A 16,261-nucleotide genomic window follows, 5' to 3' on the forward strand; every position below is an offset into this window, starting at 1 on the left:
CCCTGCCGCCCCTTCGGGCAAGCCGCAGACCGCTGCCGCTTGCCGCAATCCCCCCCATCTGCGATAGATCGCCCGTCCCCGACCATGAGGCCGCCCATGAGCTTTCGCGCCCGCCACCTGCTGGGCATCGATCACCTGAAGCCGGACGAGATCACCGCGCTTCTGGATCTTGCGCAGGAATACGCCGCCTTCAACCGCCGCACGATCAAGCATTCGGACGCGCTGGCAGGCATGACCCAGATCAACATGTTCTTCGAGAACTCGACCAGGACGCAGTCCAGCTTCGAGCTGGCGGGCAAGCGTCTGGGCGCGGACGTGATGAACATGTCCATGCAGTCCAGCAGCGTGAAGAAGGGCGAGACCCTGATCGACACCGCGCTGACGCTGAACGCCATGCAGCCCGACCTGCTGGTCGTGCGCCACCCCCATTCGGGGGCGGTGAACCTGCTGGCCGAGAAGGTGAACTGCGCCGTCATCAACGCGGGCGACGGGCGGCACGAACACCCGACCCAGGCCCTGCTGGACGCGCTGACGATCCGCCGCGCCAAGGGGCGCCTGCACCGGCTGACCATCGCCATCTGCGGCGACATCGCCCACAGCCGCGTCGCGCGGTCGAACCTGATTCTGCTGGGCAAGATGGAGAACCGCATCCGCCTGGTCGGGCCGCCCACGCTCATGCCCTCGGGGGTGGCCGACATGGGGGTCGAGGTTCACCAGGACATGAAGAAGGGGCTGGAAGGGGCCGATGTGGTGATGATGCTGCGCCTGCAGAAGGAACGCATGGATGGCGGCTTCATCCCGTCCGAACGCGAATATTTCCACCGCTTCGGGCTGGATGCCGAAAAGCTGGCTGTCGCCGCGCCCGATGCCATCGTCATGCATCCCGGCCCGATGAACCGCGGGGTGGAAATCGACGGCACCATCGCCGACGACATCAACCGCAGTGTCATCCAGGACCAGGTCGAGATGGGCGTCGCCGTCCGCATGGCCGCGCTGGACCTGCTGGCCCGCAACCTGCGCGCCGAACGCGGCCGCGCCGCATCGGGGGTGATGGCATGACCGCGACCTTCTTCCGCAACGCCCGCCTGATCGACCCCGAGGCACAGACCGACGTCATGGGCAGCCTGCTGGTCCGCGATGGCCGGATCGCGGGCATCGGCGCCCCGGACGAGGCCGCCCCCGAGGGCGCGACCCAGATCGATTGCCGCGGCCGCGCACTGGCCCCCGGCATCGTCGACTGGGGCGTCAAGATCGGCGAGCCGGGCGAGCGTCACAAGGAAAGCTTCCGCAGCGCGGGACGCGCGGCTGCGGCGGGCGGCGTGACCACCGTCATCGCCCGCCCCGACACCCTGCCCCCCATAGACACCCCCGAGGCGCTGGAATTCGCCGCCCGCCGCGCCACCGACGCGCCCGTGAACATCCGCCACATGGCCGCGCTGACCCGCGCCCGCGAGGGCCGCGAGATGGTCGAGATCGGCTTTCTGACGGATGCGGGCGCGGTCGCCTTCACCGATGGCGTGCGCGTCGTGCGCGACAGCAAGCTGCTGTCGCGCTGCATGACCTATGCCCGCGGGCTGGGGGCGCTGATCGTGGGGCATCCGCAGGATGCCTCGCTGTCCGCAGGGGCCGCGGCGACCAGCGGCAAGTTCGCCTCGCTCTATGGCATCCCGGCGGTGTCGCCCATGGCCGAGGTGATGGGCCTCGACCGCGACCTGGCCCTGGTCGAGATGACGGGCGTGCGCTGGCATGCCGACCAGATCACGACCGAGGCCGCGCTGCCCGCGCTGGCACGTGCCCGCGACAAGGGGCTGGACGTGACGGCGGGGATCTCGATCCACCACCTGACGCTGAACGAATACGACGTGGGCGATTACCGGACCTTCTTCCGCTTCACCCCGCCCCTGCGCCCCGAGACCGACCGCCAGGCGATGGTCGATGCCGTGGCCAGCGGCGCGATCGACGTGATCGCCAGCTTCCACACACCCCAGGACGAGGAATCGAAGCGCCTGCCCTTCGAGGCTGCGGCGCCCGGTGCCGTCGGACTGCAGACCCTGCTGCCCGCCGCCATGCGGCTGGTCCATCAGGGCGGGCTGACATTGCCGCAGCTGTGGCGCGCGATCTCGCTCAACCCGGCGCGCAGGCTGGGGCTGGAGGCGGGGCGGCTGGCCAAGGATGCGCCCGCCGACCTGGTGCTGTTCGACCCCGACGCGCCCTTCGTCATGGACCGCTTCGCGCTGTTGTCGAAATCGAAGAACACGCCCTTTGACGGGGCAAGGATGCAGGGCCGGGTCAAGGGGACCTGGGTCGCAGGCAACCGCGTCTATGGGGGCGAGGCATGATCTGGGCGATCTTCGGATATCTTCTGGGGTCCGTCCCCTTCGGCATCGTCATCACGCGGGCGATGGGCCTGGGCGATCTGCGCCAGATCGGGTCGGGCAATATCGGCGCGACCAACGTGCTGCGGACGGGCAACAAGCCCGCGGCCCTGGCGACGCTGCTGCTGGATTCGGGCAAGGGCGCGATCGCCGTGCTGATCGCACGCCAGTTCGGCGGCGCGGATGCGGCCCTGCTGGCGGGGGCCGCGGCCTTCCTGGGGCATTGCTTCCCGGTCTGGCTGGGATTCAGGGGCGGCAAGGGGGTCGCGACCTTCCTCGGCACCATGATCGCGCTGCACTGGCCCGTGGGGCTGGCCGCCTGCGCGGTCTGGCTGGCGACGGCCGCGGTCTCGCGCATCTCCAGCCTGTCGGCGCTGGTGGCCGCGACATCGGCGCCGCTGCTGGCCCTGGGCCTCGGACGGCCCTGGCTGGCACTGGCCGCGGTCTTCATGACGGCGCTGATCTTCCTGCGCCACCATGCCAATATCCGCCGCCTGATGGACGGGTCCGAACCGAAGATCGGGCGGAAGTGACGCCCTAGCGCTGCGCGACGATGGTCGGCCGGTTCGACCGGCTGGCCGCGACGGGGGCGCGTGCTTCTTCGGGTTCGGGCTGGGCATCCGCGATGCCGGGTCCGAACACGGGTTTGGCTGCGCGGGGCGGGGTCTGCATCCGCTCCAGCGCCGATGCACCGCGGCGGGCGGAATGCGCGATCGAGACCAGCGCCGAGGCCGCCGCCGCCAGAAGCACCAGCGCGGCCATCCCCACCATTCCCAGGGCGATCGGCATGGGGGGCACGCCCTCGGCCTGGCGGATCAGCACCGCGACCGCCGCCACCAGCGACAGCGCGCCGATCAGGAAGACAAAGGCCACCAGACGGCCGAACCACGCTAGGAAATCGATACGCATCATCTGCCCCAAATCATTCGTTTCGGCAGGCGATGCCACCACCGGACGCGCCGATCAAGCGCGTCCGGGGTCACATGAACGGGATCAGTACGAATATTCGTCGTAGATCCGGCCCAGATCGCCCTGCCAGTCGCCATGATAGCGTTCGAGCAGCTCGTCGGCGGGGGCCTTGCCGCTGTCCACGCTCTCGCGCAGGGCATTCAGGAAATGCGTCTCGTCGGGGACAAGACCGCCCTGGCCGGGGCGCGCGCGGTTCTTCAGACCCGTCTCGGCGATGGACAGCACCTCGCGCGACAGGTCCAGCAGGCGGACGCCGCCGGCCTCGCCCGCAAGGGCGTCGCGGCCCGCGGCCACCCGCAGGCCCTGGCGCGTCTCGGCGTCCCAGCCCTTGACCAGGTCCCAGGCGGCATCCAGCGCCTGCTGGTCATAGGTCAGGCCCACCCACAGCGCGGGCAGCGCGCAGAGGCGGCGCCACGGGCCGCCATCGGCGCCGCGCATCTCGATGAACTTCTTGACGCGGGCCTCGGGGAAGACGGTCGTCATGTGGTCGGCCCAGTCCGACAGGGTCGGAACCTCGCCCGGCAGGGCGGGCAGGCGACCGTTCAGGAAGTCGCGGAAGGACTGCCCGAGCGCGTCGATATACTTGCCGTCGCGATAGACGAAATACATCGGCACATCGAGAACGTAATCCACCCAGGCCTCGTATCCGAAGCCGTCCTCGAAGACGAAGGGCAGAAGGCCCGTGCGGGCATCGTCCAGGTTCTGCCAGATATGGCTGCGCCAGGATTTCATGCCGTTGGGCTTGCCGTCCAGGAAGGGCGAATTGGCGAACAGCGCCGTCGCCACCGGCTGAAGCGCCAGCGCCACGCGCAGCTTCTTCACCATGTCCGCTTCCGAGGAATAATCCAGGTTCACCTGCACGGTGCAGGTCCGGTACATCATCTGCGTGCCAAGCGTGCCGACGCGCCCCATATAGTCGGTCATCAGCCGATAGCGCCCCTTGGGCATCATCGGCATGTCCTCCTGCGACCAGATCGGCGCGGCACCAAGGCCGATGAAGCCCGCGCCGATATCGGATGCCACGGCCTCGACCTCGGCCAGGTGGCTGTTCACCTCGTCGCAGGTCTGGTGGATCGTCTCCAGCGGCGCGCCCGACAGTTCCAGCTGGCCACCGGGCTCCAGGCTGATATTCGCGCCGTCGCGTTCCAGTCCGATCAGCTTGCCGGCCTCGAGCACCGGGGTCCAGTTGAAGCGGTCGCGCAGACCTTCCAGCATGGCGGTGATGGATGCCTGACCCTCGTAGGGCAGCGGCTGCTTCGTCGCCTCGACATAGCCGAACTTCTCGTGCTCGGTCCCGATCCGCCAATCCCGTGCCGGTTTCTCGCCCGAGGCGACATAGGCTGCCAGTTGATCGCGGCTCTCGATCGGGCCACCGCCCTGCTGGGGAATTGACATGGGGGCGCGGCCTCTTTGACTGGTTGCAGTCGGTCACAGGTGGCAAGCCGACTGCGCCAAGTCAAGGCGTGGGCGGCCGATTGCCCGCGCCGTGATGCGGCCGCCGCCACAGCACCGCAAGACGTGGCGCATCGGACACGCGCATCGCCTGCGCAAGGACGCCCATGTCGATGCCGGGCAGCCGCGCGAAGGCATCGGCCAGCGCCTCGGCGCCCTGCGCGTCGACGGGTACCAGCAGCGCCTCGGGGCCCGCGCCGCGCAGGCGCCAATGCGCATGGCCACGCAGGTCGATCAGGCGGATCTCGGACAGGTCCGACAGGGCCATCTCTCCGCCCATGCTGTCGGTGCCCCAGTAGCGGACGGCCCCCTCGACCACCTCGACCAGGCCGGGCGAGGCGACGTCGCGATGAAAGAAGGACCGCCGCACCGCCCCAAGCGCCAGGACCGCGCCGACACCCGCCAGCCCCGCGCCCAGGACGCCCCAGAACCAGCCGCCGCGCGTCGCGATCCAGATGCCCAGCACCGCCACGGCGGCGCTGACGATCGCCTCGGAATGACGGCGCAGCCTGTCGCGCAGCTCGGGGCGGATCATGCGTCCTGCCACCGGGCCAGGTCGTCCTCGTCGCCATCCTTGGCCGCGACCCAGGCGACGGAACCGTCGCGGCGGATCTCGCGCTTCCAGAAGGGCGCGCGGGATTTCAGCCAATCCATGAGATAGTCGGCCCCCTCGAACGCGGCGCGGCGGTGGCGGGCGGCGGTGGCGACCATCATGATCGGCTCGCCCACCGCGATGGTGCCGTGCCGGTGCAGGATGTGCCAGTCCGACAGCCCGAAACGCTCCGCGGCCCGTTCGCCGTATTCCGCCAGAAGCCGCTCGGTCATGCCGGGATAATGCTCGATCTCGAGCGCGCTCAGGATGCCGCCCTCGTCCCGGACGATGCCGGTGAAGGTGACGATGGCGCCCGCATCCCGCCCGAAATCGCGCAGCTGGGTCGCGAGGTCGAAGGGCGCGGACTGCACATGGGCCGACATGGGATCAGCCGCCCGTCATCGGCGGAAAGAAGGCCAGTTCCCGGACCCCGTCCAGCGGCGCGTCCAGATCGGCCAGCTGCTGATCGACCGCGCAGCGCAGCGATGCGGGATCGGCAAAGGCCGCCGCATGGCCCGCCGAACGCGCCGACAGTTCGGCCATCAGCGCGCGCACGGTCGCGGCCCGGGTCTCGACGGTCTCGCGCGGGGTGCCCACGCGTTCGCGCAGGGACGCGAAATACAGGACCTCAAGCGTCATCACCCGGTTCCTTGAGGAAGGGCAGCGCCTTGGTGAAATAGTCCCAGCCCGTCCAGAAGGTCAGGCCCGCGGCGATCCAGATCAGGACCAGCCCCGCATGGGTCGCCAGTGCCGCGGGGCTGCCCGACCAGATCAGGCCGGTCTCGCCCACGCGGGGGGGGCTGCCGACCTCGACATAGGCAAGCCCCGTCCCGAGGAACAGGACCGAGATCGCGACCATCTGCACGGTGGTCTTCCATTTCGCGAGATTGGTCACCGACAGGTTCCGCGACCGGTCGCCCAGGTATTCGCGCAGGCCCGACACGAAGACCTCGCGGAACAGGATCACCGCGACGGGCAGGATCAGCCAGGGGTTCATGCCGCTGTAACCGGTGATCACCATCAGCGCGATCACCACCATCGCCTTGTCGGCGATCGGGTCCATCGCCGCGCCGAAGCGGCTTTCCTGTTTCCACGCGCGGGCAAGATAGCCGTCGAACCAGTCGGTCACGGCCGCCAGCAGGAACAGCGCAAGCGCCGCCCAGTCGGCCCAGGGCCGTTGGAAATAGAGGAACATCAGCGGCACCGCCGGGGCGGCGAGCAGTCGCATCATCGTCAGGATATTGGGCAGGGTCCAGCGCATGGCCGCAAGCTAATCCCTGCCCGTCAGCTTGGAAAGGGGCAAGGCGCAGTGTCAGGCAGGCTCGGCGCAGCCCTCGGGCAGATCGAAGCGCCTGCCCGCGATGATCAGGCGATGCGCACGGATGCGGTATTCGCCCAGCGAACCCGTGGCGGGGCCGAAGACCTCGACCATGTCGCCCTGCAGGATCGGCGCATCCTCGAGGCCGGCGGCGCGATTCTCGGCGTGGCTGGCAAGCTCGACGGTCCAGTTGAAGCCGTCGGCGGCGCGGACCTGCAGGGCCGGCTGGCTGCCCGCGATGTTGATGTCCGTCAGAAGGCCCGTCAGGCGCTGACCGCCCCCGGTGGGGACTGCGCCCGTGACATCCACGGGTGCGCGGCAGGGGCTGCGATCAGCAAGAAGGCCGAAGGAGCGGAGGAAAGGCATGGCAATCTCCCTTGTTCGGTTGGGCGTCAACCTTAGCGCGAAACCGACGATCCCCCGCGGTAGCACGATACCCTTTGGCATAATCGCGGATTTCCGCCCGTCTCAGCCCTTGGCGTGGAAGTGGTCATAGACCTTCTGCGCGATCGCCGCCGAGATCCCCTCGACCGCCTGCAGATCGGCCAGACCCGCACGGCTGACGGCCTTGGCGCTGCCGAAATGCGACAGCAGCGCACGCTTGCGCGCGGCGCCGACGCCCGCGATCTCGTCCAGGGGGTTCGACATGACCGATTTCGCGCGCTTGGCGCGATGGGTGCCGATGGCCCAGCGATGCGCCTCGTCGCGCAGGCGCTGGACGAAATACAGGACCGGGTCGTTCATCCGCAGCGCGAAGGGGCGCTGGCCCGCACGGTGGAACTCCTCCTTTCCGTGGTCGCGGTCCTGGCCCTTGGCCACGCCGATCATCGGGATGTCCTCGACCCCCATCTCGGCCATGATCTCGTGCACCGCCGACACCTGCCCCGCGCCACCGTCGATCAGCAGCAGGTCGGGCCAGGCCTCGGTCATGCGGTCCGGGTCCTCTTTCAGCAGGCGGGCGAAGCGGCGGGTCAGCACCTCCTTCATCATGCCGAAATCGTCGCCCGGCGTGATCTCGGTGCCCTTGATGTTGAACTTGCGGTACTGGTTCTTGATCCAGCCTTCCGGCCCCGCGACGATCATGCCGCCGACGGCGTTCGTGCCCATGATGTGGCTGTTGTCATAGACCTCGATCCGGCGCGGGGGCGCGGGCAGCTCGAACGCCTCGGCCAGCCCTTCGAGCAGGCGCATCTGGGTCGCGCTTTCGGACATGCGCCGCGCAAGGCTCTCCTTGGCGTTGCGCAGGGCGTTCGTGACCAGCTCCTGCTTCTCTCCGCGTTGGGGGACCAGCAGCTCGACCTTGCGGCCCGCGCGTTCCGACAGGATGTCGCCCGCCAGCTCGGGATCCTCGGGGGGATGGGACAGGACCACCTGCCGCGGCGGCGGCTTGTCGTCATAGAACTGCACGAGGAAGGCCTGCATCACCTCGTCGGGGGATTCGGCACCGCCAAGGCGGGGATAAAAGTCGCGGTTGCCCCAGCTTTGATTGCCGCGGATGAAGAAGACCTGCAGGCAGGCCTGCCCGCCCTCCATGTGCAGGGCGATGATGTCGGCCTCGGCCACGCCCTTGGGGTTGATGGCCTGCACCGACTGCACGGCGGTCAGCGCCTTGATCCGGTCGCGCAGAGCGGCGGCGCGTTCGTATTCCATCGCCTCGGCCGCCTCGGCCATCTCGGCCTTGAGATTGGCCTGGATGGTCGTCGACTTGCCCTGCAGGAAGCGTTCGGCATCGCCGACAAGGGCGTTGTAATCCTCGACCCCGATGCGCCCGACGCAGGGGCCGCTGCATCGCTTGATCTGGTACAGCAGGCAGGGCCGGGTGCGGGATTCGAAGACGCTGTCGGTGCAGTTGCGCAGCAGGAACACCCGCTGCAGCTGCGTCAGCGTCCGGTTCACGGCCCCCGCGCTGGCGAAGGGCCCGTAGTAATCGCCCTTCTCGGATTTCGCGCCGCGATGCTTCTTGATCTGCGGAAATTCGTGTCCCTTGGCGACAAGGATGTTCGGGAAGGACTTGTCGTCGCGCAGCAGCACGTTGTAGCGCGGCTTCAGCTGCTTGATCAGGTTCTGTTCCAGCAGCAGCGCTTCGGTTTCGGTAGTGGTCGTCAGGAACATCATGGCCGCGGTCTCGCGGATCATGCGGGCGATGCGCGCCGAATGCCCCGAGGGGCGGGCATAGTTCGACACCCGCGCCTTCAGGTCGCGGGCCTTGCCGACATAGAGAACGGCCTGCTGCGCATCCAGCATCCGATAGACGCCGGGGCTGCCGTCGAGCGTTCTGACATAGTCCTGGATGAGCGCGTGGCCGGTTTTCTGGGTCATGTCGTCAAGAAAGTGATTCTTTTCGTCGGCTGCAAGTTTCCGACTGCCTTGGCAAGGGAGAGTCTTTCCACGGATTCTGTGGATAACTCTGTGCAAGGCCTGTGAGGCAGCCCCGCCCACACCAGCAATCGTTACAGTTCAGTGAAACTGCCCTATTTTTAGGCAGCGCCCAAGGGCATTGATTTCATTGCCTTTATTTTTCATCCACAGGGGAAGCATCGGAAATACATGGAAGAATCCCGGTCATGCACATGAACGCGGGCGGCGGGTGGACAAAGATGCCGCAGGGGAATGGCGGCGGGCCTATTCACGGCCCTGCACATCGGGCGTCTTCCACCCCAGATGCTGCCCTCCGTCCACGCAGATCAGCTGCCCCGTCACCCCCCGCGCCGTCACGAGATAGCGCAGCGCGTCGCAGATGCCCTGCGGGTCCGCACCGCGCCCCAACACGGTCGAGGCGCGCTGCCGGGCAAAGTGATCCTCGGGCTGGCGGGCGCCGATCAGGGTCGGTCCGGGACCGATCGCGTTCACGCGGATATCGGGGGCCAGCCCCTGCGCGGCGGTGCGCGTCAGCCACCACAGCCCGGCCTTGGCGATGGAATAGGTCATGAATTCAGGCGTCGGCTTCAGCACCCTCTGATCGACCATGTTGACGACCACGGCCTGCGCCTCGGGTTCGCCATTCTCGTCGGGGGCGGCCTTGGGGGCCTGCGCGGCAAAGGCCTGCATCAGCTGGAAGGGCGCGCGCAGGTTGCTGTCCATGTGCCTGTCCCAGCCCTCCATCGAGGCGCTGTGCAGGTTGTCGTAATCGAAGATCGAGGCGTTGTTCACCAGGACGCCCAGCTGCCCCATCGCGTCGTGGACCCGCCCGACCAGCGCACCCGCCTGGTCGTGGTCCAGCAGATCCGCCTGGAAGGTCCGCGCATCGACGCCCAGATCACGCGCATCGGCGGCGGTCTGTTCGGCAGCCTCGCCCGATCCGGCGTAATGGATCGCGACGGGATGCCCCATGCGGGCCAGTTCCAGCGCCATCGCGCGGCCCAGCCGCTTCGCGCCACCCGTGACCAGTGCGACGCGCTTCACAGCAGCACCCATGCATAGGTCCCGTAGCAGGCCAGCAGCACGGCCCCCACGGCACGCCCCATCGCGATGCCCCGGAACAGGAACGGCATCAGCAGGGCCGAGCTTGCCAGCATGACCCACAGGTCCAGCCGCAGCATCTCGGGCGGGACGGGCAGCGGTGCGACGATCGAGGTGATCCCAAGGATCGCGAGGATGTTGAAGATGTTCGAGCCGACGACATTGCCAAGCGCCATGTCCGCCCGCCCCCGCAGCGCCGATGCGACCGAGGCCGCCAGTTCCGGCAACGAGGTTCCGATGGCCACCAGCGTCAGGCCGATCACCGTGTCGCTGATCCCAAAGGCCAGCGCGATCTCGGTCGCGCCCGCGACCAGCATGTTCGCCCCGATGGGCAGCGCGACCAGGCCCGCGGCCAGCCAGATGGCGATGCGCGGCCAGGTGGCGCCCAGCTCGGCGCCCTCGACCTCGTCGGCGGCCTCGGCCTTGCCGGTGGTCAGCTGGCGCCACAGCACCAGCGACAGCGCGACCAGCAGCAGCACGCCCTCGATCCGGCCGATGGTCCCCGTGAAGGCCAGCGCGATCAGCAGGACCGAGGCCCCCATCATCATCGCCCAGCTCTCGCGCAGGTCGTGCCCGCGTGTCGGGATGCCCGAGATCAGCGCGGTCGCGCCCAGGATCACCAGCACGTTGGCCACGTTCGATCCAACGACATTGCCCAGGGCGATGCCGCTGGACCCCTTCAGCGCCGCCGACAGCGACACCAGAAGTTCGGGCGCCGAGGTGCCGAAGGCCACGACGGTCAGGCCCACCACCAGGGGCGTGATGCCCAGCCGCAGCGCAAGGTTCACCGCGCCCTTGACCAGCAGGTCGCCACCAAGGACCAGAAGGACAAGCCCGCCCAGGACAAGAAGAATTTCAGCGATCACGACGCCCGATCCCAAGAATGTTGCGCAGGGCCCGGCGGAAGGCAGGGCCGCGGATGACGGCCATCGCGACCATCACCAGAAGAAACAGAAGAACGACGCGGATGCTCATGCGCGGGTTCCGAAGCGCTGGAACGCGGCGCGTTCCTCGGCGGCGTCGAACAGCGCATCTGCGGACAGCCCGATCCGGCGCAGCAGCGGACGGCGCAGGCCAAGCGCGTCGAAGCGCAGCTTCTCGCCGTAAAGCTCCTTCATCTTGGGGACCAGGTGGCCGATCCCGTCCGCAAGCCCGAGGCGCACGGCCTCTCGGCCCGCCCAGAATTCGCCGGTGAACAGGTCGCGATCCGCGTCCAGCCGGTCGCCGCGACGGCTGCGGACATGGTCCTTGAAGGCTTCGTGGATGGGCAGCAGGATGTTGTTCAGCCGCGCGACATCCTCGGGGTTCTCGGGGCGGAAGGGATCCATGGTGGATTTCGACCGACCCGCCGTGTGGACCCGACGCTCGATGCCCCACCGCTCGATCAGCTCGTGGAAGCCGAAGCCCGCCGAGATCACGCCGATCGACCCCAGGACCGAGCTTTCGTCCGCCCAGACCCGGTCCGCCGCGCAGGCCAGCCAATAGCCGCCGGACGCGGCCATGTCCTCGACGAAGGCATGGACGGGGACGCCGGTCTCGTCGGCGACGCGACGGATGCGCGCACCGATCAACGAGGATTGCACCGGCGATCCGCCGGGCGAATTGATCGCAAGGGCCACTGCGACGGGCTTGCCGCGCCGGAAGGCGCGTTCGATCAGCGGGGCCAGTGCGGCGTCGTTCAGCCCGCCGCCACGACCGGCGCCACCGATGGCGCCCGTCAGGCGGATGACCGCGACGCGCGGCTTGCGGGACAGGAGCGGGGTCAGGACGGGTATGCGCATGTCACGACAGATAGGCGCTGCGCATCGCGGCGACAAGCAGCCGCGTCAGCCTGCCGCGCGGATCGTGTCGCCAGGAATGAAGGTCGGCGTCAACGAGATGACGCGATCCTCGGGGCGGGTATCCTTGCCCGCCACCAGCCGCGCCGCGCGGCGACCGATATCGACGCGGCGCGCATCGGTCGTGGCCAGCCGCACCGGCAGCCCGTCCAGCAGATCGACGCCGTTGAAGCCCGCAAGCCCGATCCGACCCGGCACGTCATATCCCTGGTCCAGGCAGTGCAGCATCCCCCCTGCCCCGATCATGTCGTTCGAGAAATAGAGGAAATCCAGATCCGGCGCGCGCGACAGGATGCGCTCGGTCAGCTCGCGGCCCTTCAGCAGCGACGACCCGCCCTGGTAGTATTCGCGCGCCTCCAGCTGGATACCGGCCCTGGACAGGCCCTCCTCGAAGCCCAGCAGGCGTTTGCGGGCGCGGTGATCCTCGGGCATGTGCGTGCCGACGAAGCCGATCCGGCGATAGCCCGCGGCGACAATGCGCTCGGCCATCTCGCGGCCCGCGCGGATGTGGCTGATGCCCACCAGCGTGTCGATCCCCTCGCCGTCGGTATCCATGATCTCGACCACCGGGATGCCGGAATTCTGCAGCATGGCGCGGGCGGCCTTGCTGTGTTCCAGCCCCGCCAGGATCACCCCCGAGGGCCGCCAGGACAGCATGTCGTACAGCACCATCTCCTCTCGGGCGGGGGAATAGTTGGTGACCCCGATGACCGGCTGCAGCCCGGTATCGTCCAGTTCCGCCGAGATCCCGCCCAGCACGTCGGGAAAGACCAGGTTCGACAGCGACGGGATGACGACTGCCACCAGGTTGACCCGCTGGCTGGCCAGCCCGCCCGCGATCTTGTTGGGCACGTATCCCAGCATCTTGGCGGCGGTCAGCACCTTTTCGCGCGTGGCGGCCGACACGTCGCCCCGGTTGCGCAGGACGCGGCTGACCGTCATCTCGGACACCCCCGAGGCCTCGGACACATCGCGGAGGGTCAGCGGGCGTCGCGGTCTGGTAGGGATCATGGGATGTCGTTTCCGGTGTTGCAGGCCCGTCATGTTAGCGCGGGTCACGCCCTGCCACAACCAGCGCCGGATCACCGCTTGCCAAAGCGCCCCCCTGCCCGATATTCAGGGCGCGACGGCCCCGTGGCTCAACTGGATAGAGCAGCCCCCTCCTAAGGGGCAGGTTGCAGGTTCGAATCCTGCCGGGGTCACCAGATCATCCCTGACGATCGTCGAGCAGCGCGATGCCGTTGCGCCGGTGCCGGAAGGCCAGCTGGCGGCCTGCGCTGCCCTTGACCAGGATCCGGACGGGATGCGGCAGGGCCCCGCCTTGCGACAGGTCGGGAAAGATCGACAGCAGCTCGGCCCTGCCGCCCTCGTCGATCGCACGCAGCGCCTCGGGGCCGGCATAGAGGGATTCGGCCTCGGCCCCGTTCGCCATGACGATCTCGTGGCGGTCGAACATGAAATGCACATAGGTGACGCTGCGCAGGTCGTTCGCCATCTCGATCCCCTCGACGTCCAGCAGCTGCTTGACCGCGACCAGGACCTCGGGTGCCGCGAACATGCGCATCGCGATGCGAGAGCGGACCAGAATGCGATGCTGCCCCGACAGCACGAGGTCGCGCGCGGGACGCCCCTCGCCCAGGGCGCCAGCCGCGACGCGGACAGGCCGGGTCGAGGGGTCGGCATCCAGCTGCAATGCGTCATAGCTGCGCCTGCCGATCCAGCGGATCGGCTGGGCGCCCCCATCGCGGGTCAGCACCAGGTCGCCCACCCGCAGCGCATCGGCGCGGCACTGCCCCCCCGGCGTGTCGATCAGCGTCCCGGCCGCGAAGCAGATCGGCGTCGCGAACTCGGAATAGGCCCCGGCGTTGAACGCACTGTCGCCCGTCTCGAACGGGCCGGGATCGATCGTGCCGTCGCCGTCGTAATCCAGGTCGACATCGCGATCGGTGGTGTAGCTTTCGCCATTGGCGATGCTTGCCTCGGGGGTCACGAGCACGTTCTGAAGCCTGGGGGCCGAAGGGTCGCGGCTGACCAGGACCGACCCGTTGAAGCGCAGATACAGATCGCCCAGCCCGCTGACATCGCCCTGGATGGTGGCGACCTGACCGGGGTTCTGGGGCTCGTAGACGTATTTCGGGGTCCGCGTCTCGTAATCGGCAAGGTTGTCATAGACGACGATGCCGATGATCCCGCCGCTTCCGGTCAGCTGCCCGTCGGATGTCTCGCCCTGGGCGGTGACGACGACGATGTCGTCGCTCTCGAACAGGCGCTGTCCGCCAGAGATGCGCGCCTGCCCCGCATCGTCGTTCCCCCCGTTGCTGACGGTCCCGACAGAGGCGTTGTTGGCGATGTTGTCGCCACCGATGGCAAATTCGATCGTCATGCGCTGATCCCTGAACTGGAGGAAGTTCCCCTCCGATCAGACCAGAAACGGCAATTGGATCAACGAAGTCGGGCCCGATGGGGGCCATTTGGCAACCGGTCGGCGAACCGTTCGCGACCGCACGCCACCCATGGTTGCTGGCGCGACAAAGGTTTGCGCACGATGCAATATGCGCGCCTTGGGTGATTCGCCGGGTTCAGTCGCCCCGGATGCGGTCGCGGATAGCCCATGCCATGCCCGCCACCAGCAACAGCGCCATCGCGTACCAGGTCAGCGCGTAGGACAGGTGCGAATTGCGGAAGTCGATGATCGTCAGCCCGCCGCGCGGCCAGGCGTCGGGGCTGCCCTGCTGGTCGGCGTCGATGAAATATCCGGGCTGCGCGTCGATGCCCGTCGCCGCGTTCATGGCGGCGATATCGCGCGAGACCCAACGATCGGCCTCGGGATCGTTCTTCTCCAGCAGGGTGCCGCCGGGTTCGGTGATGCGCAGCAGCCCCTCGATCCGCTGGCGGCCCTCGGGGCGGGTCCAGTCGCCCGATGCGGGAACGAAGCCGCGATTGATCCAGACCGCCCCCTCGGGGCGATCCAGCGGTGTCATCAGCCAGAAGCCGGGACCGATCTCGGTCACGGCCTTGACCAGAAGCGAGCTGTCATGGCGGAAGCTGCCCGTCACCTCGACCCGCAGATAGGCGTCGTCGTCCTGGGTCACGGGCGGTTCGGGCGGGGCGACGGGATCGCCATGGGCGCGGGTCTCGACGGCCTCGATCAGGTCCAGCTTCCACGACAGGCGTCGCATCTGCCAGTTCCCGAGGCCGATCAGGGTCACGAAGACCAGCCCCGCCAGCGCCAGCAGGACGATGTCCAGCCAGCGCCTGCGCCCATGTTCCCGCGCCTCGGTCACGGCAGGTTGCGAACCCGCTCGATCTGGTCGTGCGACGGCATCATGTTCTCGTTGAGGTGGAACATGACCCAGATCGACCCGGCCAGGACGATGACCAGCAGCGTCGCGGTGAAGACCAGCGACATGAACTGCCAGCCGTTCTCGGCGCGGAAAGTCACGTGCAGGAAGTAGTGGACATGCACCAGGATCTGGATCGCGCCCAGACCGAAGATGATGCCCACGGCCCAGGGCAGCCCGACCTCGAACTCGCCGATGACCAGGCCGAAGGGGATCAGGGTCAGGATCACCGACAGGCCAAAGCCGATCAGGTAGGACTTGTAAGAGCCGTGCGCCTCGTTGTCATGCGCGCTCATAGCAGCACCCCCGTGAGGTAGACGAAGGAAAAGACGCCGATCCAGATCAGGTCGAGGAAGTGCCAGAACAGGCTGAGGCACATGATCCGGCGGCGGTTCTCGTGGGTCAGGCCGTGCATGCCGACCTGGGTCAGCAGGACGACCAGCCAGATGCAGCCCGCGGTGACGTGCAGCCCGTGCGTGCCGACCAGGAAGTAGAAGGACGACAGGAACGCGCTGGCCATGGGCGTCGCGCCCAGGTGCCACAGGTGGCTGAACTCGTAGATTTCCAGCCCCAGGAACGCGAGGCCGAAGATGCCGGTGACGATCAGCCAGCGCACGAGGCCCTTCTGGTCGTCATTCTGCATCGCGATGACCGCGAAGCCGTAGGTGATGGACGAGAAGAGCAGCATGAAGGTCGAGACGAGGATCATCTCGATCTCGAACAGGTCGGCGGGGGACGGCCCCGCCGCATAGTTCTGCCCCAGCACGGCATGCACGGCGAACAGGATCCCGAAGATGAGGCAGTCGCTCATCAGGTAGATCCAGAAGCCCAGCATGGTGCCGGTGTCGTGGCCGTGCTCTTCCTCGTCGTGCTCGGTCTCGAACACGTGGAACTGGAAGGGCTTGTCGTCGCCGGGT

General features: G+C 68.0%; 19 protein-coding genes and 1 tRNA gene. 4 read left to right on the forward strand and 16 right to left on the reverse strand.

Features of this window, described 5'->3' with window-relative positions; genetic code table 11:
• Positions 1-96: 96 nt before the first annotated feature.
• Genes QMZ16_RS04815 through plsY form a run of 3 tightly spaced genes read left to right on the forward strand, consistent with a single transcriptional unit; the run spans position 97 to position 2,908 of the window.
• Positions 97-1,059, forward strand: a complete 963-nt coding sequence (locus QMZ16_RS04815) for an aspartate carbamoyltransferase catalytic subunit (RefSeq protein ID WP_282602345.1) — start codon at positions 97-99, stop codon at positions 1,057-1,059.
• Positions 1,056-2,339: a dihydroorotase gene (gene pyrC, locus QMZ16_RS04820; RefSeq protein ID WP_282602346.1), complete on the forward strand. Its 1,284-nt coding sequence runs from the start codon at positions 1,056-1,058 to the stop codon at positions 2,337-2,339. The genes QMZ16_RS04815 and pyrC overlap by 4 nt, the downstream gene beginning before the upstream one ends.
• A complete protein-coding gene (gene plsY / locus QMZ16_RS04825; RefSeq protein ID WP_282602347.1) occupies positions 2,336-2,908 on the forward strand; it encodes a glycerol-3-phosphate 1-O-acyltransferase PlsY in 573 nt (190 codons plus the stop codon). The genes pyrC and plsY overlap by 4 nt, the downstream gene beginning before the upstream one ends.
• Before the next feature lie 4 nt (positions 2,909-2,912).
• Here the strand turns inward: plsY and QMZ16_RS04830 are convergent, their stop codons facing one another.
• From QMZ16_RS04830 to QMZ16_RS04885, 12 genes are all read right to left on the reverse strand, one after another.
• Positions 2,913-3,287: a hypothetical protein gene (locus QMZ16_RS04830; RefSeq protein WP_282602348.1), complete on the reverse strand. Its 375-nt coding sequence runs from the start codon at positions 3,285-3,287 to the stop codon at positions 2,913-2,915.
• A gap of 81 nt (positions 3,288-3,368) precedes the next feature.
• Positions 3,369-4,739, reverse strand: coding sequence for a glutamate--cysteine ligase (locus tag QMZ16_RS04835; protein WP_282602349.1), 1,371 nt, complete (start codon positions 4,737-4,739; stop codon positions 3,369-3,371).
• 61 nt (positions 4,740-4,800) lie between these two features.
• Positions 4,801-5,331 (reverse strand): hypothetical protein, encoded by a 531-nt coding sequence (locus tag QMZ16_RS04840; RefSeq protein ID WP_282602350.1) that lies wholly within the window; start codon positions 5,329-5,331, stop codon positions 4,801-4,803.
• Positions 5,328-5,771, reverse strand: coding sequence for a molybdenum cofactor biosynthesis protein MoaE (locus QMZ16_RS04845; protein ID WP_282602351.1), 444 nt, complete (start codon positions 5,769-5,771; stop codon positions 5,328-5,330). The genes QMZ16_RS04840 and QMZ16_RS04845 overlap by 4 nt, the downstream gene beginning before the upstream one ends.
• 4 nt (positions 5,772-5,775) lie before the next feature.
• On the reverse strand, positions 5,776-6,027 hold the full coding sequence (gene moaD, locus QMZ16_RS04850; protein ID WP_282602352.1) for a molybdopterin converting factor subunit 1: 252 nt from the start codon (positions 6,025-6,027) through the stop codon (positions 5,776-5,778).
• A complete protein-coding gene (pgsA, locus tag QMZ16_RS04855; RefSeq protein ID WP_022707286.1) occupies positions 6,017-6,649 on the reverse strand; it encodes a CDP-diacylglycerol--glycerol-3-phosphate 3-phosphatidyltransferase in 633 nt (210 codons plus the stop codon). The genes moaD and pgsA overlap by 11 nt, the downstream gene beginning before the upstream one ends.
• A 51-nt stretch (positions 6,650-6,700) precedes the next feature.
• The gene (locus QMZ16_RS04860) at positions 6,701-7,072 is read right to left on the reverse strand and encodes a hypothetical protein (RefSeq protein WP_282602353.1); all 372 of its coding nucleotides are present in this window, start codon (positions 7,070-7,072) and stop codon (positions 6,701-6,703) included.
• Between the two features lie 102 nt (positions 7,073-7,174).
• Positions 7,175-9,025: an excinuclease ABC subunit UvrC gene (gene uvrC / locus QMZ16_RS04865; RefSeq protein WP_282602354.1), complete on the reverse strand. Its 1,851-nt coding sequence runs from the start codon at positions 9,023-9,025 to the stop codon at positions 7,175-7,177.
• A gap of 303 nt (positions 9,026-9,328) precedes the next feature.
• On the reverse strand, positions 9,329-10,120 hold the full coding sequence (locus QMZ16_RS04870; RefSeq protein ID WP_282602355.1) for an SDR family oxidoreductase: 792 nt from the start codon (positions 10,118-10,120) through the stop codon (positions 9,329-9,331).
• Positions 10,105-11,031: a calcium/sodium antiporter gene (locus tag QMZ16_RS04875; protein WP_282602356.1), complete on the reverse strand. Its 927-nt coding sequence runs from the start codon at positions 11,029-11,031 to the stop codon at positions 10,105-10,107. Before QMZ16_RS04875 ends, QMZ16_RS04870 begins: the two co-directional genes overlap by 16 nt.
• Positions 11,032-11,136: 105 nt before the next feature.
• Entirely contained in the window at positions 11,137-11,946 is an 810-nt protein-coding gene (locus QMZ16_RS04880; protein WP_282602357.1) for a S49 family peptidase, read from the reverse strand.
• Positions 11,947-11,991: 45 nt separating this feature from the next.
• Positions 11,992-13,014, reverse strand: coding sequence for a LacI family DNA-binding transcriptional regulator (locus QMZ16_RS04885; protein ID WP_282602358.1), 1,023 nt, complete (start codon positions 13,012-13,014; stop codon positions 11,992-11,994).
• Between the two features lie 117 nt (positions 13,015-13,131).
• On the opposite strand from QMZ16_RS04885, the gene QMZ16_RS04890 reads away from it, so the two are divergent.
• Positions 13,132-13,208 (forward strand) — tRNA-Arg (locus tag QMZ16_RS04890).
• 2 nt (positions 13,209-13,210) lie between these two features.
• On the opposite strand, the gene QMZ16_RS04895 is transcribed toward QMZ16_RS04890, so the two are convergent.
• The 4 genes from QMZ16_RS04895 to cyoC form a co-directional block, all read right to left on the reverse strand.
• A complete protein-coding gene (locus tag QMZ16_RS04895; protein WP_282602359.1) occupies positions 13,211-14,386 on the reverse strand; it encodes a Hint domain-containing protein in 1,176 nt (391 codons plus the stop codon).
• Between the two features lie 196 nt (positions 14,387-14,582).
• On the reverse strand, positions 14,583-15,287 hold the full coding sequence (locus QMZ16_RS04900; RefSeq protein ID WP_282602360.1) for an SURF1 family protein: 705 nt from the start codon (positions 15,285-15,287) through the stop codon (positions 14,583-14,585).
• Positions 15,284-15,640, reverse strand: a complete 357-nt coding sequence (cyoD, locus tag QMZ16_RS04905) for a cytochrome o ubiquinol oxidase subunit IV (protein WP_028725697.1) — start codon at positions 15,638-15,640, stop codon at positions 15,284-15,286. The genes QMZ16_RS04900 and cyoD overlap by 4 nt, the downstream gene beginning before the upstream one ends.
• On the reverse strand, positions 15,637-16,179 hold the full coding sequence (gene cyoC, locus QMZ16_RS04910; protein WP_282602405.1) for a cytochrome o ubiquinol oxidase subunit III: 543 nt from the start codon (positions 16,177-16,179) through the stop codon (positions 15,637-15,639). Before cyoC ends, cyoD begins: the two co-directional genes overlap by 4 nt.
• Positions 16,180-16,261 lie beyond the last annotated feature (82 nt).

Origin of the sequence: Paracoccus sp. PARArs4, assembly GCF_947311865.1 — a bacterium.
GTDB classification, from domain to species: domain Bacteria; phylum Pseudomonadota; class Alphaproteobacteria; order Rhodobacterales; family Rhodobacteraceae; genus Paracoccus; species Paracoccus zeaxanthinifaciens.

Coding starts and splice junctions, on each gene's coding strand:
- plsY (WP_282602347.1), top strand. CDS start 2,336: ATGATCTGGGCGATCTTCGGATATCTTCTGGGGTCCGTCCCCTTCGGC.
- uvrC (WP_282602354.1), bottom strand. CDS start 9,025: ATGACCCAGAAAACCGGCCACGCGCTCATCCAGGACTATGTCAGAACG.
- QMZ16_RS04870 (WP_282602355.1), bottom strand. CDS start 10,120: ATGGGTGCTGCTGTGAAGCGCGTCGCACTGGTCACGGGTGGCGCGAAG.
- QMZ16_RS04880 (WP_282602357.1), bottom strand. CDS start 11,946: ATGCGCATACCCGTCCTGACCCCGCTCCTGTCCCGCAAGCCGCGCGTC.
- moaD (WP_282602352.1), bottom strand. CDS start 6,027: ATGACGCTTGAGGTCCTGTATTTCGCGTCCCTGCGCGAACGCGTGGGC.
- QMZ16_RS04830 (WP_282602348.1), bottom strand. CDS start 3,287: ATGATGCGTATCGATTTCCTAGCGTGGTTCGGCCGTCTGGTGGCCTTT.
- QMZ16_RS04840 (WP_282602350.1), bottom strand. CDS start 5,331: ATGATCCGCCCCGAGCTGCGCGACAGGCTGCGCCGTCATTCCGAGGCG.
- pyrC (WP_282602346.1), top strand. CDS start 1,056: ATGACCGCGACCTTCTTCCGCAACGCCCGCCTGATCGACCCCGAGGCA.
- pgsA (WP_022707286.1), bottom strand. CDS start 6,649: ATGCGCTGGACCCTGCCCAATATCCTGACGATGATGCGACTGCTCGCC.
- QMZ16_RS04835 (WP_282602349.1), bottom strand. CDS start 4,739: ATGTCAATTCCCCAGCAGGGCGGTGGCCCGATCGAGAGCCGCGATCAA.
- QMZ16_RS04815 (WP_282602345.1), top strand. CDS start 97: ATGAGCTTTCGCGCCCGCCACCTGCTGGGCATCGATCACCTGAAGCCG.
- QMZ16_RS04895 (WP_282602359.1), bottom strand. CDS start 14,386: ATGACGATCGAATTTGCCATCGGTGGCGACAACATCGCCAACAACGCC.
- cyoC (WP_282602405.1), bottom strand. CDS start 16,179: ATGCTGGGCTTCTGGATCTACCTGATGAGCGACTGCCTCATCTTCGGG.
- QMZ16_RS04860 (WP_282602353.1), bottom strand. CDS start 7,072: ATGCCTTTCCTCCGCTCCTTCGGCCTTCTTGCTGATCGCAGCCCCTGC.
- QMZ16_RS04845 (WP_282602351.1), bottom strand. CDS start 5,771: ATGTCGGCCCATGTGCAGTCCGCGCCCTTCGACCTCGCGACCCAGCTG.
- QMZ16_RS04885 (WP_282602358.1), bottom strand. CDS start 13,014: ATGATCCCTACCAGACCGCGACGCCCGCTGACCCTCCGCGATGTGTCC.
- cyoD (WP_028725697.1), bottom strand. CDS start 15,640: ATGAGCGCGCATGACAACGAGGCGCACGGCTCTTACAAGTCCTACCTG.